A 26,010-nucleotide genomic window follows, 5' to 3' on the forward strand; every position below is an offset into this window, starting at 1 on the left:
AGGCACTGTTATTTATCAGTCCTGTTGATTAGCTAGGCGACAATTTTATTATGATAAATTGAATGTGATTATTATATTGTAGTTTTAGTAAGAACTTTAATGATTAAAATAAGGTGAGAATTAACAGCGTATCTATTAAGAATTTCCGAGCAATTAAAAACCTATCACTTCATGATTTGGGAGATATGATTGTTATTGCTGGTTCAAACGGTTGTGGGAAAACCCAAATTTACAATGCTATTCGTCTTTTCAAATCTAGTTATGGTGGATATCAAGCTAATGAATATCAGCAATGGTGGGGTGAATTCCAAATAAACCTTAATCAACCAGGAAAAGGAATTTATCACATTTTTAGAGACCGGAATCAACCAATTGAAATAAAAGCTTCTTTTGAGCTTACTTCGGCAGAAAGAACTTTTCTTAAAACGATTGCAGAGAATCAAATTCGCTCTAGAATTTGGAAGGAATTAGTTCCGGATATTGACCCTGAAACGGGTGATAAAAGGACTCCATCAGCTCAGGCTCAAAGAGTTCATGGTGAAACAGTTGAAGAACGAACAAAAAAAGAGGTGAGGATTACAAATACTTTTTTAGACGAACCTATATTAACGGGTGAATTGAAAGTTTTTCCAAATCTTACATATCAAACAAAGGAAAATTTAGGTCTTGAATTGTTGTTTAGCACATATGAGCCAAAACACTTAGGAATAATTAATTATCATGGGGCTCAACGCAATTACAATAGAGAGCGACTAGGGGGGATTAATCTTAATATTGCCCAGTCGGAACAAAGAAGTAGACAAAGTTCACTATATAACTGGGCAAGTAAGTTTTCGAATATAAAATCAGAGTTAGCTGCAGGTTATGTACGGGATTTAATTGCAGCAGAAACAGGAGTTAAGTCAGGAAAAACGGAATCTCTAATTGATACCTTACAGGAGTTGTTTGCAACATTTTTCCCAGGCAAGAAGTTTCCAGGACCAACACCTGGTAAGGACGGAACATTAGACTTCCCAGTAATTATGGAAGATAATTCTGAACATGATATTGATGATCTTAGCTCTGGTGAAAAAGAAGTTTTATTTGGCTATCTCAGACTCAGAAATAACGCGCCAAAACATTCAGTCATGTTAATAGATGAACCAGAAATTCATCTTAATCCGGCTTTATTGAGAGGTTTACCACAGTTTTACCACAAATACATTGGTAAAGAGTTGGGTAATCAACTTTGGCTTGTGACACATTCTGATACTTTACTTAGAGAAGCAGTTGGTCGCCCTGGATATTCTGTTTTTCATATGAAACAAGCTATAAACTTGGAGGTAGAAGAAAATCAGGTCGAAGCCATTGAAACTGGAGAACCCCTCGATAGGGCAATTATAGATTTAGTAGGTGATTTAGCCACGTATCAACCAGATGGAAAAGTTGTTATTTTCGAAGGTGGTGGAGATGTTGAATTTGATATTCGAATGGTGACCTCTCTTTTCCCATCTATAAGCAGTGAAACTACTCCAATATCTGCGGGTGATCGAGGTCGAGTACAAAATTTACATGATTTGTTGAAAAAGGCATCAGATTCAGGCTCTCTTAAATCTAGATTTTTCTCAGTGGTTGATAGCGACTCGGGATGGATGGATCGGGCAGCTGATGCATTTGCGTGGGATCGCTATCATATCGAGAATTATTTACTAGAGCCAAGATTTATACTTCAAGTTCTTAAGAGCTTAAATATTGAAGAAGTAGGGTTAAAATCTTCCGCAGGAATTAAGACAAGACTTAATAAGTGTGCAGAGGAAACACTTGATGATTTGGTACGACATGAGTTAGAATCTAACGCTAATAATATTCTAATTTCTTCGATCAAAACAAAAGTTTCAAGGAGTGAATTATCAATAGCGACCGCGTTAAATAAGGCGATTAGCGAAACTCAAACTTTAATTGATAGCGCAATTACGAATGACCTAACTTTAAAAAAATTAGAACGTCAAGAAAAATTCGAAAGAAACAAGTTCAAGCAACACCTCAAGAGTGATAAATGGCTTCAAACTTTCCGTGGTCGAGACATTCTAAAACGTTTTGTGAATCAATATGTTCAGCGAGTTAAATATGAAGTTTTTCGTGATTTGATTTTATCCAAGATGAGGGAAGAAGGATTCAAGCCACCTGGAATGCAGAAAATTGTCGATGCTATTTTAAAATCATGACCTGGATTGATTTTTAATTGTGCCTAACGATTAAGCTAAGTGGAGTTTTAATTCCGTTTAGCGACTGATAAGCGAAGTTCGAGGAAAATTTGTTAAGAAACAAACTAAATCATGGCGTACAACATTCGGTCATTACCCTGTAGGTCTTTTTTAAGTTGAATGTTTGTAAACCCTTTTTCTTCTAATAAAGCGCTTGTTTCCCTTCCCAAATATTGATTGATCTCAAAATAGAGTTGTCCATTTGGGCTTAGATAGGTTTTTGTAACATTAGCAATGGCATTATAAAAGAGAAGTGGGTTTTGATCTGCAACAAACAAGGCCAAATGCGGTTCAAAGTCTAATACATTGGGGTGTATTTCTTCTTTCTCTAAATTTCGTACATAAGGAGGGTTGGAAACGATGATGTCAAATTTTAAAGAGTTCTCATACGTACCAATGTTTAGATGCTTCGACTGGCTCAGCATGACATCGGAGTTTAGATGCTTCGGCAGGCTCCGCATCACATTGGGGTCTAAAATATCTTGTTGTATAAAATGAATGGTTACTTCATTTAATCTGGCATTTTCTTGTGCAATATCCAGAGCTTTTTCAGATACGTCTAAGGCAAATATATTGGCTTGAGGGATGTTTTTTGCCAGGGCAATGGCAATACAACCACTTCCGGTTCCGATATCCAGAATATTGAGTGTTCGCTTTTGGCTTTTGGTATCTTGAATAATCCAATCGACCAACTCTTCAGTTTCCGGTCTGGGTATTAATACATTTTTATTGACTTTTAATTGCAATCCATAAAACTCAGTTTCACCTATAATATATTGTATAGGTTTTTGATTTTTTAATTCCGCTAGGGCATTTGTAAAATAATCAATGTCTTTTTTGGTGATTTCTAACTGAGGTCTTAATGTCTGTTCAACGGTATTCAATTGAAGTCTGTGCGTTGCCAATAATTTAAAAAAAGCGCTGATTTCTTCCTTAGGGTATAAACCCTCTAATTGCTTTAAAAAATCATATTTTAATGCAGCTAGCGTCATGTTAGTAACCTTTTAAATGTATATATGTGCTAAAAAGAAGGCTTGATTTTTTGAAAAAATCATATTTTAATGGGAATGAAGGCATATTTACATATTAAAAAGTTCTCTTTTTTTGTTTTGGAACTTAAAGCTGTTCTTACTAAATAAAATCATATTTTAATGGATCTCCAGAGCGATTATAGCTCTTTTAGCATCCAAACACCGCAGGCTGTATGGCCGGTATTTCCAATAGGGCCTTTTAAATGTGTAAATCCGTTTTTCTCATAAATACTTATTGCTGAGGTCATACCGGGGTCTGATTCTAAATAACATTGGGTATATCTTAATTCTTTGGCAGCAACTAAACAGGCATTAAAAATCTGCCAGCCGTAGCCTTTACCTCTTGCTTCTGGTTTAAAATACATTTTCTGCAATTCGCAGATAGCTCCATTTTGACCTTTTAAAGGTTTAATACCACCACCGCCTACTACCTCATTGTCAACTTCTAATACAAAATACACCTCGCCGTCATTTTGATAGGCTTCAAACATAGCGGCTGTTTCAGGATCTTCATAGGCGGTACCAACCGTAGGAAGCCCAAATTCTACCAAGGTAGATTTAATAATTTCTTCTATTTTTTTGTTGTCTTTCGCTAGTATTTTTCTAATGATCATGCCCTTAAAAACTAAACTTTAAACAGTACTTTTGCTTTGGTGAATATACATGAAAAATACATATTACGCTGCTTAGAATTGGCTAAAAAAGGCTTGTTAGAAGCACGGCCTAATCCTTCGGTAGGTGCGGTGATTGTTCATGATTGTAGCATTATTGGTGAAGGTTATACCAGCGCTTACGGCGGATCGCATGCCGAGGTAAATGCTATCAATGCTGTTGCTACACCAGAGTTGCTTAAGGATGCCGCATTATATGTTAGTTTAGAGCCGTGCAATCACTATGGTAAAACACCGCCATGTAGTGATAAAATTATTAAAGCAGGCATTCCTAAAGTAATAGTAGGCTGTGTTGACCCGTTTGAAAAGGTAGCAGGTAGTGGTATTGAAAAGTTACGTGATCACGGTGTGGAAGTTGTAGTAGGTGTGTTGGAAGATGAATGCATTGCAATGAATAAACGTTTCTTTACGTATCATTTACAGAAAAGACCTTATATTATTTTGAAATGGGCACAAACGGCTGATGGATTTATAGATGTTGATAGGGAAGTTACCGCAATAGATGCTGCAAAACCCAATTGGATCACCGGAAAACGCGCTAGGCAATTGGTGCACAAATGGCGTTCAGAAGAAGATGCTATTTTGGTAGGAACCAATACAGTGATTAATGATAACCCAAAGTTAAATACACGAGACTGGCAAGGGAAAAGCCCTGTTCGCATAGTTTTAGACAGGTTGCTGAGAATCCCTAAGCAATACCATATATATAATGGTCAAGAAAAAACCATTGTCTTTACAGAACAACAGAAAACTTCTGAAGGAAAGACTGAATTTAATCAAATTGATTTTTCCAAAAACGTTCCGAAACAAATATGCGATGTACTATATCAACACAATATGCAGTCGGTTATTATTGAAGGTGGGAAACAAACCTTAGAAACATTTATCAATGCTAATTATTGGGATGAAGCACGTATTTTTAAAGGAACCAATTCTTTTAAAAAGGGCTTAAGAGCTCCGGTAGTTTCTGGTAAGGAAATCAATGAATTGTCTATTGATACGGATAGGCTAAAGATTGTTAAAAATACCTTTTATGGTGTCAATTCAAGACATATATAAAACCATTTTACGGTCAGGTAAGGAAGCCATATTTAAAGATAGGGGGAGTAAATTTTTGGGTTACGCTTTTCCAATTCAATCTGAAGAAGAGGTAAAGCCTATCCTTGCAAAACTAAAAGCAGATCATATAAAAGCGAGACATTGGTGTTATGCCTGGCGTTTGGGTAGAGAAGAGTCAAACCAACGATTTAGAGTAAGTGATGACGGAGAACCTTCTAATTCTGCTGGGCAGCCTATATATGGGCAAATACTATCAAGAGACTTGACCAATATATTAGTGGTGGTTGTCCGTTATTTTGGGGGCACTAAGCTTGGGGTTGGTGGCTTGATCAATGCGTATAGAATGGGTGCGTCACTGGCTTTAGATGAAGCTAAAATTATTGAAAAGACTATCGATCAAAGTTTTCAGCTGATTTTTGACTATGAACATCTTGATAAGGTAATGCGTTTGATTAAAGAACATCAACTCAATATTGTCAGTCAAAAAATGGAAATGAAATGTGAGTATATTCTATCGATTAGAAAAAAGGAAGCTGCTAAAATAAGAGCTATTATTAAAGGTCTACATTTTATTGAAGTAAAGGAATTCAACTAACGTGAACTTTTTTTAGGGTTTAGCACGTCACTTCGAGTGTCTGCTAATGGCAGGCGTATAGGGAAGTGTATTTTTGTTAGAAATTTTCTTGTTTTCGATACAAATTCCACTCATTTCAATTGTCAAATTCACTCTAACTGACAAAATTTTCTTATCCTAGATTCATGTTAGACTAAAATAAAGAAGCAGTCTTTTCCAAAATTGATTCAGGGGCTTTGGTAGGTCTATTTCTTTCCATATTAATAAACACTAAACTTACATAGGCTTTATTCAGTAATTCTTCTGCTTCGTTAAAGAGTTCAAAATCAAATTCAATGCGTACAGAGGGCTGCTTGATCAAGGTGGTTTTTAAGGTGAGAAGGTCGTCATATTTTGCCGGTTTTAGGTAGTCAATATTCATATTTAGCACTGGTAACATAATACCAGAGGATTCTAGGCGTTTATAAGATGTACCCAGGTTGCGAAGCCATTCAACTCTCCCCATTTCATAGTATTGGGCATAGTTACCATAGTATACGTAACCCATTTGATCTGTTTCTCCGTATCGAACCCTAAATTGTATGCTGTGTGAGCGCATTTTTTTGTTTTTTAAGGATGCAGAGTTTACGGAAAAAAAACTTAATAATCAATAGGTATTTTATTTTTTTATAATGAAAAATATTCACATTTTTGTAGAGCTAAAAATGCAAGGGGTAGCCCGTGCATTCTCACGAAAATTAACCGACTAAAAACACTAGACCCTAAGAATGACTAAAACTGCTACTTCAGTTTGGAATAATTGCCTGTCTTTTATTAAAGATAATATAAAACCTCAAGCATATAAAACTTGGTTTGAACCAATAAAACCCATTAAAGTTACCGGAGAAGCTCTAACAATTCAAGTGCCTAGCAAATTTTTTTATGAATGGCTTGAAGAACATTATATAAAATTATTGCGAGTAGCATTGGTTAGAGAGTTAGGAGAAGATGCTAAATTGATTTATGATGTGCGTATGGAAAATGCGTATAGTAGTAAGAATCCGCATACGGTTAAAATACCAAGCTCAAATAGAAAGCCATTTAATTCGCAGGGGGTTACAGTACCATTAGAGATTGATAAGCGTGAATTACGTAATCCGTTTGTAATTCCAGGTATTCAAAAGGTAAAAATAGAGTCGCAGTTAAATCCTAATTATAATTTTGAAAGTTTTGTAGAAGGTGATGCGAATAGGTTGGCGCGTTCTGCAGGTATGGCTGTGGCCAATAAGCCAGGAGGTACTTCTTTCAATCCACTATTAATTTATGGTGGTGTAGGTTTAGGAAAAACGCATTTGGCACATGCCATAGGTGTTGATATCAAAGATAAGTATCCTGAAAAAACGGTACTTTATATTTCTGCTGAGAAATTCACACAACAATATATAGATTCCGTAAAAGGGAACACAAGAAATGATTTTATTCATTTTTATCAGATGATAGATGTACTTGTTATTGATGATGTACAGTTCTTATCAGGTAAATCTGGTACACAGGATGTATTCTTCCATATATTCAACCATTTACATCAAAATGGAAAGCAGGTGATCTTAACTTCTGATAAGGCTCCTGTTGATATGCAAGATATAGAGCAGCGTTTATTGTCTCGTTTTAAATGGGGCTTGTCTGCTGAATTGCAACCGCCTGATTATGAAACCAGAATCTCTATCTTAAAGAATAAGTTGTTCAGAGATGGTGTTGAAATGCCAGAGGAGATTATTGAATACATTGCTAAGAATATTAAAACTAATGTTCGCGAATTGGAAGGTGTATTGATTTCTATGATTGCGCAGGCATCTTTTAACAGAAAAGAATTCACACTAGCGCTTACCAAGCAAATAGTAGATAAATTTGTGAAGAATACTAAGCGCGAAGTTTCTATAGATTACATTCAAAAAGTAGTATCTAAGTACTTTGAAATGGATGTGACTACGTTGCAGTCAAAAACAAGAAAACGCCACATTGTACAGGCGCGTCAATTAGCCATGTATTTTGCTAAGAAAATGACAAAAGCGTCATTGGCAAGTATTGGTTCACAAATTGGTAATAGAGATCATGCTACTGTCTTACATGCCTGTAAAACAGTAGATAATCTTACAGAGACTGACAAGCAATTCAGAAAATACGTTGACGATATTTCAAAGAAACTTTCTTTTTAATTTTTAGAGTATGACTCGTATTCTAATGGTTTGTCTGGGAAATATTTGCAGATCACCATTGGCAGAGGGTATTTTAAAATCTAAAGTTGATACTTCTAAGGTTTTTGTAGATTCTGCAGGTACCGGAGGTTATCATATAGGAGAATTGCCCGATAAGCGTTCTATAGCCACCGCCAATAAATATAATATTGATATTACAGATCAGTGTTGCAGGCAATTCAGCGTGCATGACTTTGATGATTTTGACTTGATCTATGTAATGGATAATTCAAATAGAAGAGACGTGCTACATCTTGCCAAAAATCAAGAGGATAGCCAAAAGGTAAAGATGATTTTAAATGAATTATTTCCTGATGAAAATGTAGATGTTCCAGATCCTTATACTGGTGGGTTAGATGGTTTTGAGCATGTTTACCAAATGTTAGATAAGGCATGTGCCGTGATAGCATCTGAATTAAATTCCTAAAATTTCCGTATCTTTTACAGGTCACCATTTTTAAAATAATTTAGAAATGAAAACCTTTTTTAGTAGTATTTTTTCTTTATTTCTTATTAGTTGTTTGTTTGCACAGCCACAAATTGAATTAGAAGTATTTGCTGAAAATTTAGATAAGCCAGTAAGTATTAAGCATGCAGGTGATGCACGCCTTTTTGTTATTGAACAAGATGGTTTGATTCGGATTGTAAACCCTGATGGTAGTGTAAATTCAACCCCTTTTTTAGATATTCAAGGACGTGTTATTAATGTAACTGGTATAGGTGACGAACGTGGTTTATTAGGTTTAGCATTTCACCCTCAGTACACTACTAACGGTTTTTTTTATGTGAATTATATTAATAATTCTGGTGATACAACAGTTTCAAGATTTTCTGTAAGCAACTCTAATTCTAATGTAGCAGACGCTAATTCTGAGGTGATTCTGCTTACTATTGATCAGCCTTTTTCTAATCATAATGGAGGAGATCTGGCATTTGGCCCTGATGGATACTTGTATATTTCTTCTGGAGATGGTGGTGATAGCGGTGACCCTGGCGATAGAGCTCAACGTTTGAATACTTTATTAGGAAAATTATTACGTATAGATGTAGATAATACGAGTAATGGTAATAATTATGCCATCCCAAGCAATAATCCTTTTGTTAGTAATGCCAGCGCACTAGATGAAATATGGGCCTATGGACTGAGAAATGCATGGAAATTTTCATTTGACAGACAAACAAATGACTTATGGATAGCAGATGTAGGACAACGAGATTTTGAAGAGATCAACAGGGTGAGCTCTTCAGAAGCAGGATTGAATTTTGGATGGCGCTGTTATGAAGGAAATGATACGTTTAATACTTCAGGGTGTCCAAATATGAATACTTTAACGTTTCCTGTAGGTGTATATGCGCATTCAGGCACCTCAAGATGTTCCATTACCGGGGGTTATAGATATAGGGGTTCACAATATCCAGGATTTACTGGATTGTATTTTTTTGCCGATTACTGTAGCAATGAAATTGGCGTGTTAGAACAGAATGGCTCCAATTTTAATATGACATTTTCTACTCCATTCAACGGCAACAGGTGGGTAACTTTTGGTGAGGACGTAGAAGGTGAATTATATATTGCAGGTATTAGTTCAAGTACTATTTATAAAATTAAAGATGCTAGTTTAAGTACTGATGCTATAAATGCTTCAGCAATAACAATTCATCCAAACCCTACAAATGATGCTTTTAGGGTTTCTGATTCTAATCTTACAACTTTCTTCTCTGTAAAGATATATGACCTGAATGGCAGACTGTTAAAGAACAGTGTTTATAATTTACAAGAAAATCAACCGTTTTCTGTTAGAAATTTTAATTCAGGTTTGTACCTTGTGGAGCTCATTGATGAGCAAGGTAACAGATTTAGAAAACCATTAATCAAACTATAGAATGAACATATCTAAAGGAAAGTTGTACTTAATCCCTACAACTTTAGGAGATAATGAGCCCTTAGAAGTAATGCCGTTGTCTGTAAAGAAAGTGGTGGAAAGAACAACTCATTTTATAGTAGAAAACGAAAAATCTGCTAGGCGATTTATTAAGAAGATAACTCCAAGAAAATCACAGCCTTCTTTAGAATTATACAAGCTTGATAAGTTCACTACAGAAGTAGAAGTACAACATTATCTAGATGCCTGTGAACAAGGTAAATCTGTTGGGTTATTATCTGAGGCTGGCGTACCTGCAGTGGCTGACCCTGGAGCTATTATTGTTGCTCTAGCACATCAAAAAGGAATACAAGTGGTGCCGCTCGTAGGGCCTTCTTCAATTATTATGGCGTTAATGGCTTCAGGCTTAAACGGGCAGAATTTTGCTTTTAATGGCTATTTGCCCATCGAAAAGACAGAACGTAAAAAGAAAATCAAACAATTGGAACGACTCTCTAAGGAAATAGACCAATCACAACTCTTTATTGAAACACCCTATAGAAATGAAAAAATGTTTACTGATTTGGTTCAAGCCCTAACCCCAACAACAGAATTATGCATAGCTGCAGATATTACATTACCAACAGAATTTATTAGAACCTATACTGCTAAAGACTGGAAAACAAAAAAACCAGACTTGCATAAACGTCCGGCTATTTTTATTATTCATAAAAAATAAAAAATCCTCAATGTACATTGAGGATTTTCATTAACTATCAATAATTATTTTAACTAATTAAATTGCAGGTTTTTTATCTGCTTTTACCATTGAGGTATCATAACCAGCAAATTTTTTCAAGTAATGTTCAATTGTAGTGCCATAAGCATCTGTAAATTCAAACTGACCATTACTGCGTAAGTATTTCTTTACGCTACCTGCTCCGGCCAAATGGGCTGCTGCCAAAATACCAGATTCAGTAATTCTAATTCCATTAATTCTTTTACCAACACTACGCTTAATGTCTCTAATCAAAATCCATTTGTTTACAGAACATAAAGCTGCAAATGCATCTTCTTGTAATTTAGCATCCTGCAAAAACGCTGCAGTGTTGTAAATTTTGAATCGCTTTAGGGTTTCTTTACCAAATTGGTATTTTCCTAGATAACCTAAAGTATTTACTCTTTGGTAAATACCTTGCGATTCTTTGAATCCAACAGCTTCTTTAAAACCAATAAATGCTTTACCAACTACAGGTCTAAAAATTACTGTTTCGGGCTCAATTACACCAGTGGGGTAAACCGTTGTAATTGCATTTTCTTCTGGCACGTTGTAAACTACAGTTACTTTTTTCCAGCTAGAAAAACTAGTGGTAACAAAGTATATTACTGACAGAATACTAATTACCTTTAATAGTTTCTTTTCCATTTTGTTCACATTTAACAAGCGAGTCAGACGCTTTTCAAAATGAGCGTGCAAATGTATAGCAATTGTTCAAAGATACAAAAATTATTAAGAATTATTTAACTTATTGAAAATCAGATTATTAAAAATACAAAAAATGCACTTTTGTTTTACGATTTACATTAAATTCAATGGTAGGGGCTGGTATTTTGATAAAATTAAGTGTAGAAAACAGTGTTTTTAGCAATTTAGACCTCGTTTTTATTTTAGTTAAGTCTACATCTAAACTAAGGTAAAATTGCCTGTATCTCTCTTGATTTGGTAAATTTTGAGTCTCTATAACGGTGTCTTCATTACCGGTGAGCATACCGTCGGCACCATATCCAAAGGCAATATTTAACCATTTAGGGATTTTACTTTCCTTATTGAATGACCATAAATTGGCTGAAAGCCAATAAGTTTGCCCATTGTAATCTTTTAAAGTTTGCTCCAAAAAGTTTTCCCCTAATATTTCAGGACGCATATCTGCATATTTAGTAGTATGAAATGAATATTTTAGATGAATGCGCTGTTCATCCCATAAGAGTTCCTGTCCAATAAGGAGTCCTGCCCCTGCAGCATTGGCTATAAAATCACCTGTTGAAAAGCCCCATTGCGCGGAATAACCATCTAATACTTCAACTGCACTTAAAAAGGCAAAACCCAAGGTAGCTCCATAAAGTAATTGATTCTTTTTACTTTCACCAGCCCAATCTAATGTTTGCATACCCAATTTTCCTACATAATAGGAAGCCATTACATGGCCAACTTTATCCATCTGCAACCACTCATTGTTATCATTAAAAGTTCTAAAAGATGTTCTGGGGTAATCAGCATACCATAATTGATTTAATCCAATCAATGCAACGGCAGCAGCCGAAGCTTCGGTAATGTAAACCGCATTACGTCTTTTCTTATTTAAGGAATCAGATTTTTGCCAAAAAGAGGGTTTTTCCTGCGAAAAACAGCTTAATGAAATAAAAACAACAAATAAAAAGGCTATGTATTTTGTATTCAAGATCAATACTATCTATTAATTCCTTGTTTACTCACCCACTTATGATACTTAGCTGCGTTTACATTGTGTTGTGCTAAGGTCTTGGCAAATTCATGAAAACCTATATTGGTTACACTGGCACACATATAAAAAAAGTCATGACGCTTATCTGCAAGCACAGCGTCAATAGATGAAATATCTGGCATGGCAATCAAAGATGGTGGCAATCCTAAATTTTTATACGTGTTATAGGGTGAGTCTATTTCTAAATCTTTATTTAATACACGTTTAAAAACTTTATCCTGGCCATGCTTTTGCTTTAGAATATAGATAATGGTGGGATCCGCACCTAAAGGCCAACGTTGTCTAACTCTATTAAGATATAATCCTGCTACAGTAGGACGTTCACTGATTTGGGTTGTTTCCTTTTGAACAATAGAAGCCAGTGTAGATACCTCATGCTTGGTTAAATTTAATTTTTTCGCTTTTGCTAGTCTACCATTGTTCCAAAACCGATTGTATTCTTTCAACATTCTGTCTCTGAATTTTTCAGCAGAAGTATTCCAGTAAAATTCATACGAATTAGGAATAAACATACCCAACACATTTACCTTGTTGAAATCATTTTTGTTTAAGAAATTACTATCCGTAATGGCATTCAAAATGGAAATTGAATCCGCTTCAATCTGTTCAGCAATGCGTCCTGCTAGTTTTTCAAGTGTGTCTTGATTGTTAAAGGACACTTTTATTGGAGTTTGTTCACCACTTCGCAATAGATCAATAATACTATTATTGTCCATTCCTTTTTTAAGGATGTAATGTCCTCCTTTTATTTTATTAGGATAATTTTTCTGCTCAGCAACCCATTTAAAGCTATTTTCATTATTCAGGAATGGAGAAATCAAGGATGTCACTTCTTCAAAAGTAGCATTTGAAGGTAAGTACAAAGAAGCATCTTCTTTAATATTTCCTTGAAAAATCTTGTTATAATAGCTATATCCTATAAAGGCTCCAACTAAAAGAAGCCCGGCTAAAATTAGTAGTATGATTTTCTTTAAACTCATGCGTTTACCAATTGTAATAAAATTTCATCCTTATATATACTGTTACTAAATATCCATTCTTTTTTTGTACCTACTTCTTTAAATCCAACTTTGTTAAAAAGTGATAGGCTAGTGGTATTATCGCTGGTAATATTTGCAAATAGTTGATGTAAATTCAATACTTTGAAACTATAGTCTATTAATAACCGTAATGCCTCATGCGCATATCCCTTTTGTTGGAAATCTTTGGTGATCAATATACCTACACCTGCTCGTTTATGTTGCGGATTAAAATCAAAGAGATCGATAATGCCCGTAGGTTTATTTGAATCGTTTTCTGTAATGATAAGTCGCAGTTGCTTTGCTGTATAAATATCTTGATGTGAGTTTAAAATATATTGTTCAAGAATATATTTAGAATATGGTGTTTGTGTGGAGCTGATTTCCCAAAAAGAAGTATCATTTTCATTGGTAAAGAGAAAATCTAAATCTTGGGGCTCTAAAGCCCTTAAATATATTTTTGAACCTTTTAATACCTGCATTAAACCTCTATTGAACCTGAAAAAACCAATGTGGCTGCTCCTTTTAAAAACACATTTTCATAATTATTATTGTTAGCTTCAAAGGAAACTTCAAGTTCACCACCAGGAGTTTGTAATATGATCTTGTTGTCAGCTGTCTTTTTTGCATGATAAGAAGCAATAGCTACAGCCGTAACTCCGGTACCACAACTTAAAGTTTCATCTTCTACGCCACGCTCATATGTGCGTACTTTGAAAGTGTGATCATCTATTTGTTCTACAAAATTCACGTTGCTTCCTTCATCAAAATAAGGTGCACCATATCTAATTTTACTTCCATGCGACTGCACATCAATAGCTGCAACATCTTGTACAAAGGCTACATGATGAGGAGAGCCGGAATCTAGAAACAAATGGCTTGGGTGCTGCTCTACATCTTTTATATCTATCATTTTTAGTGTCACAATACTATCCTGAATAGTAGCTTGATGCAATCCGTCAGTTGCTTCAAAAACGGTATCATTTTCGATAACATCCAGATAGTTGGCAAAAGCAACCAAGCATCTACCACCATTACCACACATACTGCTGGAACGACCATCTGAATTGTAATATACCATCTTAAAATCTGTATTATTAGAATTTTCTAACAGAATAAGACCATCAGCACCTATGCCAAAATTTCTGTCACAAAGTCGTGCTATAAGTTTGGTATTATTTTTGGGAAAAGAAAGTTGACGATTATCAATCAAAATAAAGTCATTTCCCGTGCCTTGATATTTAAAAAATGTAAATTTCATACCTACGGCAAATGTACAGATTATTTTAGAAGCTTTAATGCTGTTAAAGTATCGTTAAAGTAGGGTTTAACAGGTAATATTCTATTATTTTTGAGTGTTATTTTGTTTGTATTTAACCGACTTAGTAATTAATTAAAACTTTTTGAACATGAAGAAAATAGGAAGTTTAGTTTTAGCATCTGTTTTTGGTGCTGTATTGGCACTGGGTGGCTATAGTTTGATCGCAAAAGATTCGGTCTTAGCTACTGGTCAAGAAAATGGATCAAATCCCAAAGTTTTTCAAACCAAATATATTCCTACAGCGGCAACAACAGGTATTGATGGTGAGGCAGTAGATTTTACCAAAGCTGCTGAAGAGACCGTAAATGCTGTGGTACATGTTAAGAATATGGCTGTTGCACCTTCTAATCCACTAGAAGAATTATTTTTTGGTCGTAGTGGTCGTTCTGGGCAACGCGCCCTTCAAGGAACAGGGTCTGGAGTCATCATTTCTCCGGATGGATATATTATTACCAATAATCATGTGATTAAAGGTGCTGAGGATATTGAGGTAACCTTAAATAACCAAAAAACATATAAAGCAGAGGTGATGGGAGCGCATGAACGTTCTGACATTGCTTTATTAAAAATAAAAGATAATGACTTGCCCTATGTACCTTTTGCCAATTCAGATAATGTGCGTTTAGGCGAGTGGGTATTGGCAGTTGGTAATCCGTTTAACCTAACTTCTACAGTTACAGCGGGTATTGTAAGCGCTAAAGGAAGAGATATTAATATTGGTCGTAGCAATATGATTGAGTCTTTTATTCAAACTGATGCAGCTGTAAACCCAGGTAATAGTGGAGGTGCTTTAGTAAATGTACGAGGAGAACTTGTGGGTATTAATACAGCTATTACATCGCAAACCGGATCGTATGTAGGTTACTCATTTGCGGTGCCATCTAATATTGCTAAAAAAGTAATAGAAGATATTATGGAGTTTGGTGATGTGCGCACAGCCTATATAGGTATCAATTTTGCTGATTTGGATGATGAACGTGCTAAGGGTTTTGATCTTTACGGAGCTTCAGAAGGTGTATTGATTACCGGTATTTCTGAAAATGGTGGTGCTAAAGAGGCTGGTTTAAAGAAGAACGATATTATTATAAAAGCTGATAATATAGATATTAATAAGTTTGCAGATCTTCAAGGATTTTTAAGTTCTAAAAGGCCTGGTGATGAAGTGAATATTACCGTATTGAGGGATGGTAATGAAATAGAGTTTGCTGTAAGTTTAAAGAATCAGTTTGGTAAATTAAATGTAGATAAATATGACTATTCAAGATATCATTTAGGTAGCTTTCAAAAGGTTTCAAAATCAGATGCTTCTGAATTCAGAATCAATTATGGTTTGGCTTTTAAAGGTAATATAAATAATGTATTAACTGAGCAAGGCGTTAAACAAGGTGATATTTTATTAAAGGTTAATGAAAAGAAAGTATATACCATTGATGATGTTGAGACCGAGTTGAGAAAAAATAAAGGCAAAGGTATTGTGCTTCAGGTTTTAAATCAAGAAGGCTATGCCGAATATATTAGAGCATATATAGGAAATTAAACATATTTTAAAATTTGTAAAAATTCCCTCAAATTTTGAGGGAATTTTTATTTATAAATAATTGTTCGAAAACGTTTGAAATATGTAATTTTGCCGAAAATTTTGAAACCAATAAATAGTTACCTATGTTAACAAATGATTCCTATGAAAAAGAACTGGCCTTTCAGGCAGATAGGAGAAGAGCTACTGTAGAATTTATTAATATTATCAGTGATCTTTGGTATGATAATGCTATTGAACTGGTTTTGTTCAGAAATCAACTGATCGATAGAAACGTTAGTGAAATTCTAAATCTTATTGACTATGCTGGGGATTTTGTACAAAAGCCTATTTCAATTTTTGATGCGGTTGAAATTGCCCGAGCATTAAAGCAGTCGAATTTCCCACCTGCCAAATTAGATATTGGTAAACTTGCCTATGAATTTCATATAGATGATTCTGAAGATGTACTGTTATTCATCCAAAATAAATTAAAGGATGCTAACAATTCTAATGACTTTCAACCAAAAGATGTTGTGCTCTATGGTTTCGGTAGAATTGGACGCTTGTTGGCTCGTGAATTAATGACACGAACCGGTAGAGGCAAACAGATGCGCTTGCGTGCTATTGTTACCAGAGGAGAAGTTGATGAAACCGTATTAGAAAAAAGAGCATCATTATTACGAAGTGACTCTGTACATGGTGATTTTCCGGGTACCGTAAAAACTGACGTTAAAAATAAAGCCTTAATAGTTGATGGAACTACCGTTTATATCATTTCTTCAAATGCGCCTGAAACTATAGATTATACCCAATATGGAATTCATGATGCGCTAGTTATAGATAACACAGGAGCGTTTAGAGATGAAGAAGGTTTAGGGAGACATCTAAAAGCGAATGGAGTAAGTAAGGTATTGCTTACTGCACCAGGTAAAGGAGTACCAAATATTGTACATGGGGTAAATCACGCAGATTATGACCCTGATCAGGTTGATATTTACTCAGCTGCTTCTTGTACTACAAATGCTATTACGCCAATTCTAAAAGTTATTAATGATAGCTTTGGTATTGAATCCGGACATTTAGAAACCATACACGCATATACTAATGATCAAAATTTAGTAGACAATATGCATAAAAAATACCGTAGAGGTAGGGCGGCAGCACTAAATATGGTCATTACAGAAACGGGTGCAGGTAAGGCAGTAGCCAAGGCATTACCTGAGTTAGAAGGCAAGTTGACTTCCAATGCTATTCGTGTGCCAGTACCTAATGGTTCTTTAGCTATTTTAAATTTACAATTAGAAAATGCGGCTAGCGCAGATGCTTTAAATGCTACAATGAAAAAATATGCTTTAGAAGGTGATCTGGTTGAGCAAATTAAATACTCATTGAGTAATGAGCTAGTGTCTTCTGATATTGTAGGTACTTCAGCACCAGCCATTTTTGATAGCAATGCTACCATAGTAACTCCTGATGGAAAAACAGCCGTGGTGTATGTGTGGTATGATAATGAATATGGGTATAGTCATCAGGTAATTCGTTTAGCAAAGCATATTGCTAAAGTAAGGCGTTATACTTATTATTAATGATAATTTGTCATTCCAGACTTGATCTGGAATCTATAAAAAAACCGAGGTATAAGCCTCGGTTTTTAGTTTTCTAAATGTTCTATTGGAAAATATTAATTTCTTTTAAAGATAGCTTTATAGTTTACACTTTCTCCACTTTCTAAGAAAGTTTCACTAAGAACTAACTCATCATTGATTACTTCTGCACCAGCGCCTTCAAAATACAATTCACCGTCTTCATATTCTTCCGTCTCACCACTAATTAAGTTTTCAAAAGCAAAATCAACTATTGTTAATGACTCATCTTCTTGGCTATATGACCAATACCCAGAGAACTTTTCATTATTTTCTATAATATCTTCAGAGTAAATAGGTGCACATGCATTAGCTGAAGCTGAGAAATCTAAAATCTGATAAATTTCATCATAAATTTCATAATATGAACCATCAGAATTCAAGGCAAGTACCCAATCATTTTTTTCATACTTATTATAAAATACCTCAATAGTTTCTACTTCACATTCTATAATAGTAGTATCTGAATTCGCATTTGCTGGCTCATATCTATCAAATATCCATTCACCAACAATACTATCATTTCCTCCCCAAGCTTCAACATCTACACATACTTCTTGAATTTGACTAATATTACCATTTGCATCATAAATGCAAATCTCATAGCAAAACTCACCAGGAAGAATCGTATTTTCAAAATCAACATCTATTTCATATTCGCCATCAACAGCAGACTTTGAAATAGTTTTAAGTCCTTTATTTTTTTTTATGTATTGCACGCTTAGTTTCAGTACTAAATGCAGATGAGGGTACGTCAAAATAACCATCGGCTATATTGCCATTTACATCCTTTAATTGAATATATGCACCTGCAACATTGTCATTTGATGCAAATTTGATGGTATAACCGGTAGATTGGAAAGCGTCTTGCTCTTGAGTGTCAATTTGAAAGTCTAAACTTCCAGCAGGAGCAGGAGCTGTTCCAGAATTTTTTGTGGCTCCTTCAATAAAAATTCCATTATCTAACACAGTTGTAGAAATGGCGTTTTCTGTAGTTCCATTTGAGTCATCATCACTGCTGCAAGCAATTAAAAGACTGAAAATGAACGCTAAAAGAATAAGTGAATTTAATTTTTTCATAATAAATGTTGATTTTGATTAAGTTTTAGTGCTATCCATAACGTGTGAAGTTGTTTTTAAGTATAATCTTTTAAGGAATTTGAATAGACTTTCATTATTTTTAACCAATAGATTTGAACTGAACACATGCCATCAATTAAAGACCAAATTGAAAAGCTAAGAGACGAACTTCGTGAGCATAACTATAACTATTATGTGCTAGATGTACCAACTATTTCAGATTATGAATTTGATGTGAAGCTTAAAGAACTTGAAAAGCTTGAAGCTGAACATCCTGAATTTTTTGATAACAATTCGCCTACCCAACGTGTTGGAGGAGAAATCACTAAAAATTTTGAAACGGTTACGCATAAAAACAGAATGTACTCTTTAGATAATTCTTATTCCAAGGAAGATTTACTTGATTGGGAAAAAAGATTACAACGAGTTTTGGGAACTGATCAGATTGAATATACTTGTGAGTTAAAATATGATGGTGCGTCTATTAATTTAACCTATGAAAATGGTGAGCTCAAAAGTGCAGTTACGCGTGGTGACGGTTTTCAGGGAGATAATGTTACAACCAATATAAAGACCATACGATCAATCCCATTAAAACTAAAAGAAAGCTCTGTACTCAATTTTGAAATACGAGGTGAGATTATACTACCACTTGAGGGTTTTAACAGGATGAATGAAGAACGAATAGCTCAGGGTGAAGAGCCTTATCGAAATCCTAGAAATACAGCTAGTGGTAGTTTAAAATTACAGGATAGTGCAGAAGTTGCCAAACGCCCTCTTGATTGTCTTTTGTATCATATGGTTGGTAAATTGCCCTTTAAAACACATTATGAGTCGCTTGAAGGTGCTCGTAAGATAGGATTTAAAGTGCCTACTGCTATTCAAGTATGTAATAATATAGATGAGGTATTTGGTTTTATTAATCACTGGGATAAAGCCCGACATGACCTACCTTATGAAACAGATGGTGTGGTAGTGAAGGTAAACTCCTTGTACCAACAAGAAGAACTAGGGTATACTGCTAAAGCCCCTAGATGGGCTATTGCTTATAAATTTAAAGCAGAGCAAGAAAGTACTGTGTTGAATGAAATTACCTATCAGGTAGGAAGAACTGGTGCCATTACCCCGGTTGCTAATTTAGAACCTGTACAATTGGCTGGAACAATTGTAAAAAGAGCTTCATTGCATAATGCAGATCAAATTGCCAAATTAGATATTAGAGAGCGAGATACTGTGTTTGTTGAAAAAGGAGGCGAGATTATACCTAAAGTAATAAGCGTTAATCTTTCAAAACGCCCTAAAGATTCTCAACCTACCCAGTACGCTACACTTTGCCCTGAATGTGATACAGAATTGATTAGAAAAGAGGGTGAAGCACAGCATTATTGTCCTAATGAATATGGTTGCCCACCTCAGATAACAGGACGTATTCAACATTATATTAGCAGAAAAGCTATGGATATTGATGGCTTAGGTGCTGAAACGGTAGAACTGCTTTATAAAGAAGGTTTAATTCAAAACTTTGCTGATTTATATGATCTGACTGTTGAGCAAGTAATTCCATTAGAGCGTATGGCTGAAAAGTCTGCACAAAATTTAGTTAATGGAATTGAGGCATCTAAACAGATTCCGTTTGAAAAAGTATTGTTTGCCTTGGGAATTCGATACGTAGGTGAAACAGTGGCCAAGAAATTGGCGAAACGCTTTAAAAATTTAGATGCGTTGATGCAAGCATCCTTTGAGACATTGATTGCCGTTGATGAAATTGGTGATCGTATAGCACAAAGTATTATTGATTTTTCCCAAAATCCTCAAAATATAGAATTAGTCAGCCGCCTTAAGAATTATGGGGTGCAATTAGAGCTTTCTGCAGAGGCACAAGAAGGACAAACAGATAAGTTACAGGGAAAAATATTTGTGGTATCTGGTGTTTTTACAAAATTGAGTAGAAATGAACTTAAAAAATCTATTGAGGATAATGGGGGGAAAGTGTCTAGCTCTATTTCAAAAAAGACTACCTTTATAGTGGCAGGCGATAATATGGGGCCTAGTAAGCAAACAAAAGCAGAAGATTTGGAAATACCTATTATTTCTGAAGATGATTATCTAGCTATGCTATAGCTATGAAATTAAAAAAAGAAAATATACTATTAATCGTACTTTTTATAGCAGCGTTAATGTATGCTTACGGTTTTGCTGCTCAAAATAAAACACTGATTTACTTTTCAAAACCTTTAATAGCGCCTACTGCAGGTTTATTTTACATCTCTATAACCCCAAAGATAAATTGGCTTTTTATAGCTTCTTTATTCTTTACTTTTTTAGGAAATGTTTTAATGATTGATCCAACAGAAGGGCGTTTTGTTTTAGGTATGTTTAGTACGTTATTATTTATTATTTTGAATATGCTCATAGTAGCAGAAGAAATTGGTGAAATGAATACTACTAAGTTTTTCAAAATAACATTAATAATGGTTGCGGTCTTGACTGCTGTACAATATTTTTTATTTACTAATGCAGGACAAATATCTTTATTATTTCATGTTTTTGGTGGCATTCTGGCTATCTATGCTTCATTTGCCATTTACCTGTATCTAGATCAAAAGGACAAAGTTTCACTGTTTAATTTAATTGGTACTTCATTATTTATTTTAGCTGCTATAGCAAGAGGTTTAGACCGTATTAATGTTTCAAAAGTAACGTATAGACTTATCAATATTGCTTTGTATACATTATCTCTTTATTTCATCGCCAGGGCCTATTCTGAAAGCGACCTAAAGCTACAAGCGAAGTCAGATTAATTAATGAGCACCGCTAAATTTTTCTCTGTTTTATTGATTCTTTATATGGTCGCTACATTACTCCATATTGTAGGATCGTATACTGGTATCAATAGTTTGATGTACATTTTTAAACCGCTCATCATACCAACATTAATACTATTTTATTTAAAGTCAACTTCAAAGCTGAACTATTTATTGATTTTTGGACTATTGTTTTCCTTTCTTGGAGACGTATTTCTGTTATCTAAGGGGCAACGATACTTCATGTTGGGATTAAGTTCTTTTCTGTTAGCGCATTTATTATATATAACCATTATTTTAAGAAAGATCAGAAAAATAGAAGTCAATAGATTTTTAATTTCTGTTCTACCTTTTATAGCTTTTCTTATAATTCTGATGCGTCTTATTCATCCTAATTTAAATGAGCTTTTATTCCCTGTATTAATCTATGGAATTACAATCAGTTTGCTTGGTGCATTAGCTCTTTATAATTATTTGAAAATAAAATCCAAGAAAGCTTTTTTATTGTTTTTAGGAGCAAGCACTTTTATTGTTTCAGACGCTACAATAGCCATTAATAAGTTTTTGTTCACAGAAGTAAATTTAACTGCTGTTATAATGATTACTTATGCAATAGCTCAATACCTTATTTGTAAATCGTTAATTGAAGAAGAATTACATAAAGTTGTCTAACCCTGGAATATTTGGCATACCATCTTTGGCTGCAACTGCCATTTCCGCATCATGTATTTTGGTTGCCTTTGCTAAAGCGTCATTTAAGGTGAGAATTAAATAATCTTCTAGCTCCTCTTTGTCATTTAAGAGTTCATCTGCAACAGCGATAGATTTCACTTCTCTATTGGCCGTAACGGTAACTTTTATGTTGCCATTACTAGATTCACTGTCAACTAGAACCGTATTTAAACGTACTTTCGTCTCTTCAACTTTTCGCTGCGCATCCTTTAATTTTTGCATCATTCCTCCAAGGTCTCCAAACATAATTTTAAAAATTTTAACAATTAAGTACTCGCAAAATTACTATTTTCGACCTATTCAATCCCTTAAAAAATGAAGAATTTATTTCAAGCTTTTATAATTGTATCGCTTACTTTTGTGCCTTTGTGTAAAGCTCAAGATAAGAAAATGAAATTACCAAATGTACAGCCTCCTGTTGCTGAAAAACAGGCCAAAGAACTAGAAAAACATGGAGATGTTCGTATTGATAATTATTATTGGATGCGTCTAACTGATGCACAACGTAACGCTAAAGATCCTGATGAGCATTCGCAAAAAGTATTTGATTATTTAAATGCTGAAAATGCGTATTACGATACCATTACTGCACATACAAAAGAATTAAAAGAGTCTTTGTTTCAAGAAATGAAAGCTCGTATTAAAGAAGATGATGAATCAGTACCCTACAAGAATAATGGTTATTTCTATATAACCAGATATGAAACTGGAGGGCAATACCCTATTTTTTCTCGTAAAAAAGGAAGCTTAGATGCTGCAGAAGAAATCATGTTTGATGTTAACAAAATGGCAGAAGGTTATGATTATTATAACTTACGAGGTGTAAATGTTAGCGAGGATAATAAAATTGCGGTTTTTGGTTTAGATACCGTAAGCCGTCGCCAATATGTTTTGCAATTCAAAAATTTAGAAACAGGTGAGATGTATCCTGATAAAATTGAAAATACTACTGGAAGCGCAACATGGGCCAATGATAACAAGACTATTTTTTATACCAAGAAAGACCCAGTAACACTACGAAGTGAAAAAATATATAAGCATGTTCTAGGAACTGACTCTTCAAAAGATGAGGTAGTTTTTCATGAGAAAGATGAAACTTTTGATGCTTTTGTTTACAAAACAAAATCAAAAAAGTACATCATGGTTGGCTCCTACAGTACACTTACTCAAGAGTATCAAGCATTAGATGCTAATAACCCTAATGGAGAACTAAAAGTAATCCAACCTAGAACACGCGGTTTAGAATACAGTGTATCACATTATGGTGATCATTTTTATATTCTTACCAATAAAGATGACGCTACAAATTTTAAATTAATGAAGACTCCTGAAGATAAAACTTCAAAGGAGAATTGGGTAGATGTCATTCCTCATAGAGAGGATACACTATTAGAAGATATTTCCATTTTTAAAGATTATTTGGTCTTAGAAGAACGCACTAATGGTTTAAACAAGATTCGTATTAAACGATGGGATGATACCGTTGACTATTATCTTCCATTTGATGAGGAAACCTATTCTGTTGGAGTGTATAGTAATCCTGATTTTGATACAGATATCATCCGTTATGGTTATAATTCTTTTACAACACCAGCTTCCGTCATTGATTTCAATATGAAAAACAAAAGTAAAGAGGTCAAAAAAGTGCAAGAAGTGCTAGGTGGAAAATTTGATAAAAGCAACTATACAAGTGAACGTATTTGGGTAGATGCTAGAGATGGTAAGAAAGTGCCAGTTTCTATAGTTAGAAGAAAAGATATAAAACCAAGTAAGGACACACCTTTATTATTATATGCTTACGGATCGTATGGCGCCACTATTCCTGATGGGTTTAGTACTACGAGATTAAGTCTGTTAGATCGTGGTTTCATTTTTGCCCTAGCGCATATTCGTGGAAGTCAATACTTAGGAAGAGCGTGGTATGAAGATGGTAAAATGTTTAATAAGAAAAATACATTTACTGATTTTGTAGATGCGGCAAAAGGACTTATAGCTGAAAATTATACTTCTTCTGACCATTTATATGCTATGGGTGGTTCAGCCGGTGGATTATTAATGGGAGCAATTGTAAATATGAACCCTGAATTATTTAATGGTGTTATTGCCGCGGTACCTTTTGTAGATGTAATGACTACAATGTTAGATGAAAGCATTCCTTTAACCACTTCTGAATATGATGAATGGGGAAACCCTAATAATAAGGATTCATATGACTATATGTTATCTTATTCACCTTATGATCAAGTAGAAAAACAAGAATACCCTAATATGCTTGTTACCACAGGATTGCATGACTCTCAGGTGCAATATTATGAGCCAGCAAAATGGGTAGCTAAATTAAGAGAATATAAAACAGATAATAACGTTCTACTGTTGCATACAAATATGGAAGCGGGTCATGGTGGAGCCTCAGGAAGGTTCAATGCATTGAAGGAAAGAGCCCGCGATTATGCCTTCCTAATTGATTTAGAGGGTATAAAAAAGTAATTAAAAAAAAAATATTAAATTTGCGCGGTTAATTTAATACGAACTGTATTTAAGTTATTATGAAACAAAATTTAGGTGTAAACCAAAATGTGTTAGAACTGATTGGTTGCACTCCAATGATCAGATTAAATAAGATCACGGAGGATATTGAAGGAGAGTTCTACACGAAGTTCGAAGGTTTTAATCCCGGACATTCAACCAAAGACCGAATAGCGCTTCATATAATTGAGCAGGCTGAGAAAAAAGGTATTCTTAAAGATGGTGATACCATTATAGAAACTACCTCGGGTAATACCGGGTTTAGTATTGCTATGGTGAGTATCATAAAAGGTTATGAATGCATTCTTGCTGTTTCGTCTAAATCTTCTAAAGATAAGATTGATATGTTAAAGGCTATGGGAGCTAAGGTATATGTGTGCCCGGCTCATGTTAGTGCCGATGACCCGAGATCTTATTATAATGTGGCCAAAAAACTACATGCTGAGATTGCTGATTCTGTATATATCAATCAGTATTTTAATGAGTTAAATATGGAAGCTCATTATAATACTACAGGTCCTGAAATTTGGGAACAGACCAAAGGTCAAATTACGCATTTAATAGCGGCCAGTGGTACAGGTGGTACTATTTCTGGAGCTGCACGTTTCTTAAAGGAACAAAACCCAAATATCAAAATTATTGGTGTAGATGCTTTTGGTTCTGTACTACAGAAGTTTCATGAAACTGGTGAGCTAGATCCTAAAGAAAGCTACCCTTATAGAATAGAAGGACTAGGTAAAAATTTGATTCCAACTGCTACTGATTTTGATATAATTGATAAATTTGAAAAAGTCAGTGACGAAACCAGTGCACATAGAGCAAGAGAAATAGCTTTAACAGAAGGTATTTTTGCAGGCTATACTAGTGGCGCAGCTATGCAGGCGGTTATGCAATTGGCGGAAAAAGGTGAGTTTGATGTGAATAGTAAAGTGGTAGTTATTTTTCCTGACCACGGTTCAAGATATATGGCCAAAGTATATAGTGATACTTGGATGCAAGAACAAGGTTTTTTCGATTCGCAAAAATATGCTCAAGAGGTAATAGAATATATAAAATAAACTCAATTTTATACAATGATGAAGGAGGCTCTTATCAATAAGATGCCTCCTTTTTTTGTTAAAAAATTAAAGAGATAGTCTTTGTATAGCCCTAAAAAAGTAGTTACTTTGC

At 34.6% G+C, this 26,010-nt stretch carries 25 protein-coding genes; 14 read left to right on the forward strand and 11 right to left on the reverse strand.

From position 1 onward, the window contains the following. Positions 1 to 113 precede the first annotated feature (113 nt). Positions 114 to 2,204: an AAA family ATPase gene (locus tag AC1EU5_RS13420; protein ID WP_480192919.1), complete on the forward strand. Its 2,091-nt coding sequence runs from the start codon at positions 114 to 116 to the stop codon at positions 2,202 to 2,204. A gap of 104 nt (positions 2,205 to 2,308) precedes the next feature. Here AC1EU5_RS13420 and prmC read toward each other — a convergent pair whose 3' ends face one another. Beyond that, on the reverse strand, positions 2,309 to 3,235 hold the full coding sequence (gene prmC / locus AC1EU5_RS13425; protein ID WP_480192920.1) for a peptide chain release factor N(5)-glutamine methyltransferase: 927 nt from the start codon (positions 3,233 to 3,235) through the stop codon (positions 2,309 to 2,311). Between the two features lie 176 nt (positions 3,236 to 3,411). Next, positions 3,412 to 3,888 carry a GNAT family N-acetyltransferase gene (locus tag AC1EU5_RS13430; protein WP_480192921.1) on the reverse strand — a complete coding sequence of 159 codons (477 nt, stop codon included), beginning with the start codon at positions 3,886 to 3,888 and terminating at the stop codon, positions 3,412 to 3,414. Positions 3,889 to 3,927: 39 nt separating this feature from the next. Here AC1EU5_RS13430 and ribD point away from each other — a divergent pair, with 39 nt between their 5' ends. Beyond that, on the forward strand, positions 3,928 to 5,004 hold the full coding sequence (gene ribD, locus AC1EU5_RS13435; protein WP_480193087.1) for a bifunctional diaminohydroxyphosphoribosylaminopyrimidine deaminase/5-amino-6-(5-phosphoribosylamino)uracil reductase RibD: 1,077 nt from the start codon (positions 3,928 to 3,930) through the stop codon (positions 5,002 to 5,004). Then, positions 4,979 to 5,599, forward strand: a complete 621-nt coding sequence (locus tag AC1EU5_RS13440; RefSeq protein WP_480192922.1) for an IMPACT family protein — start codon at positions 4,979 to 4,981, stop codon at positions 5,597 to 5,599. Before ribD ends, AC1EU5_RS13440 begins: the two co-directional genes overlap by 26 nt. Before the next feature lie 172 nt (positions 5,600 to 5,771). Here AC1EU5_RS13440 and AC1EU5_RS13445 read toward each other — a convergent pair whose 3' ends face one another. Then, on the reverse strand, positions 5,772 to 6,176 hold the full coding sequence (locus AC1EU5_RS13445; protein WP_480192923.1) for an acyl-CoA thioesterase: 405 nt from the start codon (positions 6,174 to 6,176) through the stop codon (positions 5,772 to 5,774). A gap of 169 nt (positions 6,177 to 6,345) precedes the next feature. Here AC1EU5_RS13445 and dnaA point away from each other — a divergent pair, with 169 nt between their 5' ends. The 4 genes from dnaA to AC1EU5_RS13465 are packed head-to-tail and all read left to right on the forward strand — an operon-like array spanning position 6,346 to position 10,413. Continuing rightward, positions 6,346 to 7,773 carry a chromosomal replication initiator protein DnaA gene (dnaA, locus tag AC1EU5_RS13450; protein ID WP_480192924.1) on the forward strand — a complete coding sequence of 476 codons (1,428 nt, stop codon included), beginning with the start codon at positions 6,346 to 6,348 and terminating at the stop codon, positions 7,771 to 7,773. Positions 7,774 to 7,783: 10 nt separating this feature from the next. Continuing rightward, positions 7,784 to 8,239: a low molecular weight protein-tyrosine-phosphatase gene (locus AC1EU5_RS13455; RefSeq protein ID WP_480192925.1), complete on the forward strand. Its 456-nt coding sequence runs from the start codon at positions 7,784 to 7,786 to the stop codon at positions 8,237 to 8,239. A gap of 46 nt (positions 8,240 to 8,285) precedes the next feature. Beyond that, entirely contained in the window at positions 8,286 to 9,695 is a 1,410-nt protein-coding gene (locus AC1EU5_RS13460) for a PQQ-dependent sugar dehydrogenase (RefSeq protein ID WP_480192926.1), read from the forward strand. Position 9,696: 1 nt separating this feature from the next. Further along, complete coding sequence (locus AC1EU5_RS13465; protein ID WP_480192927.1) at positions 9,697 to 10,413, forward strand: SAM-dependent methyltransferase; 717 nt, start codon at positions 9,697 to 9,699, stop codon at positions 10,411 to 10,413. A gap of 57 nt (positions 10,414 to 10,470) precedes the next feature. Here AC1EU5_RS13465 and AC1EU5_RS13470 read toward each other — a convergent pair whose 3' ends face one another. The 5 genes from AC1EU5_RS13470 to dapF all read right to left on the reverse strand — a co-directional run bounded on the left by AC1EU5_RS13470 (position 10,471) and on the right by dapF (position 14,476). Further along, complete coding sequence (locus AC1EU5_RS13470) at positions 10,471 to 11,100, reverse strand: hypothetical protein (RefSeq protein WP_480192928.1); 630 nt, start codon at positions 11,098 to 11,100, stop codon at positions 10,471 to 10,473. A 118-nt stretch (positions 11,101 to 11,218) separates the two neighbouring features. After that, positions 11,219 to 12,133: a DUF2279 domain-containing protein gene (locus AC1EU5_RS13475; RefSeq protein WP_480192929.1), complete on the reverse strand. Its 915-nt coding sequence runs from the start codon at positions 12,131 to 12,133 to the stop codon at positions 11,219 to 11,221. A gap of 8 nt (positions 12,134 to 12,141) precedes the next feature. Continuing rightward, entirely contained in the window at positions 12,142 to 13,176 is a 1,035-nt protein-coding gene (mltG, locus tag AC1EU5_RS13480; protein ID WP_480192930.1) for an endolytic transglycosylase MltG, read from the reverse strand. Further along, entirely contained in the window at positions 13,173 to 13,697 is a 525-nt protein-coding gene (locus tag AC1EU5_RS13485) for a GNAT family N-acetyltransferase (RefSeq protein WP_480192931.1), read from the reverse strand. The genes mltG and AC1EU5_RS13485 overlap by 4 nt, the downstream gene beginning before the upstream one ends. Beyond that, the gene (dapF, locus tag AC1EU5_RS13490; protein WP_480192932.1) at positions 13,697 to 14,476 is read right to left on the reverse strand and encodes a diaminopimelate epimerase; all 780 of its coding nucleotides are present in this window, start codon (positions 14,474 to 14,476) and stop codon (positions 13,697 to 13,699) included. Before dapF ends, AC1EU5_RS13485 begins: the two co-directional genes overlap by 1 nt. A 148-nt stretch (positions 14,477 to 14,624) precedes the next feature. On the opposite strand from dapF, the gene AC1EU5_RS13495 reads away from it, so the two are divergent. After that, positions 14,625 to 16,073 (forward strand): trypsin-like peptidase domain-containing protein, encoded by a 1,449-nt coding sequence (locus tag AC1EU5_RS13495; RefSeq protein WP_480192933.1) that lies wholly within the window; start codon positions 14,625 to 14,627, stop codon positions 16,071 to 16,073. 125 nt (positions 16,074 to 16,198) lie between these two features. Then, positions 16,199 to 17,641: a glyceraldehyde-3-phosphate dehydrogenase gene (locus tag AC1EU5_RS13500; protein ID WP_480192934.1), complete on the forward strand. Its 1,443-nt coding sequence runs from the start codon at positions 16,199 to 16,201 to the stop codon at positions 17,639 to 17,641. A 95-nt stretch (positions 17,642 to 17,736) separates the two neighbouring features. Here AC1EU5_RS13500 and AC1EU5_RS13505 read toward each other — a convergent pair whose 3' ends face one another. Both AC1EU5_RS13505 and AC1EU5_RS13510 read right to left on the reverse strand, forming a co-directional pair. Further along, on the reverse strand, positions 17,737 to 18,417 hold the full coding sequence (locus tag AC1EU5_RS13505) for a hypothetical protein (RefSeq protein WP_480192935.1): 681 nt from the start codon (positions 18,415 to 18,417) through the stop codon (positions 17,737 to 17,739). Beyond that, positions 18,395 to 18,778 (reverse strand): hypothetical protein, encoded by a 384-nt coding sequence (locus tag AC1EU5_RS13510; protein ID WP_480192936.1) that lies wholly within the window; start codon positions 18,776 to 18,778, stop codon positions 18,395 to 18,397. The genes AC1EU5_RS13505 and AC1EU5_RS13510 overlap by 23 nt, the downstream gene beginning before the upstream one ends. A 126-nt stretch (positions 18,779 to 18,904) precedes the next feature. Here AC1EU5_RS13510 and ligA point away from each other — a divergent pair, with 126 nt between their 5' ends. The 3 genes from ligA (at position 18,905) to AC1EU5_RS13525 (ending at position 22,254) form a co-directional block, all read left to right on the forward strand. After that, positions 18,905 to 20,899, forward strand: a complete 1,995-nt coding sequence (gene ligA, locus AC1EU5_RS13515) for an NAD-dependent DNA ligase LigA (RefSeq protein ID WP_480192937.1) — start codon at positions 18,905 to 18,907, stop codon at positions 20,897 to 20,899. Between the two features lie 2 nt (positions 20,900 to 20,901). Beyond that, positions 20,902 to 21,579, forward strand: coding sequence for a lysoplasmalogenase family protein (locus AC1EU5_RS13520; RefSeq protein WP_480192938.1), 678 nt, complete (start codon positions 20,902 to 20,904; stop codon positions 21,577 to 21,579). Between the two features lie 99 nt (positions 21,580 to 21,678). After that, positions 21,679 to 22,254, forward strand: a complete 576-nt coding sequence (locus tag AC1EU5_RS13525; protein ID WP_480193088.1) for a lysoplasmalogenase — start codon at positions 21,679 to 21,681, stop codon at positions 22,252 to 22,254. Here the strand turns inward: AC1EU5_RS13525 and AC1EU5_RS13530 are convergent. Further along, positions 22,237 to 22,560: a YbaB/EbfC family nucleoid-associated protein gene (locus AC1EU5_RS13530; RefSeq protein ID WP_480192939.1), complete on the reverse strand. Its 324-nt coding sequence runs from the start codon at positions 22,558 to 22,560 to the stop codon at positions 22,237 to 22,239. The two genes, AC1EU5_RS13525 and AC1EU5_RS13530, sit on opposite strands and share 18 nt — an antisense overlap. Positions 22,561 to 22,629: 69 nt before the next feature. Here AC1EU5_RS13530 and AC1EU5_RS13535 point away from each other — a divergent pair, with 69 nt between their 5' ends. Both AC1EU5_RS13535 and capA read left to right on the forward strand, forming a co-directional pair. Continuing rightward, positions 22,630 to 24,801: a S9 family peptidase gene (locus AC1EU5_RS13535; protein ID WP_480192940.1), complete on the forward strand. Its 2,172-nt coding sequence runs from the start codon at positions 22,630 to 22,632 to the stop codon at positions 24,799 to 24,801. A gap of 59 nt (positions 24,802 to 24,860) precedes the next feature. After that, on the forward strand, positions 24,861 to 25,898 hold the full coding sequence (gene capA / locus AC1EU5_RS13540) for a cysteate synthase (RefSeq protein WP_480192941.1): 1,038 nt from the start codon (positions 24,861 to 24,863) through the stop codon (positions 25,896 to 25,898). Positions 25,899 to 26,010: the final 112 nt, after the last annotated feature.

This window comes from Maritimimonas sp. 2405UD52-3 (genome assembly GCF_056591715.1).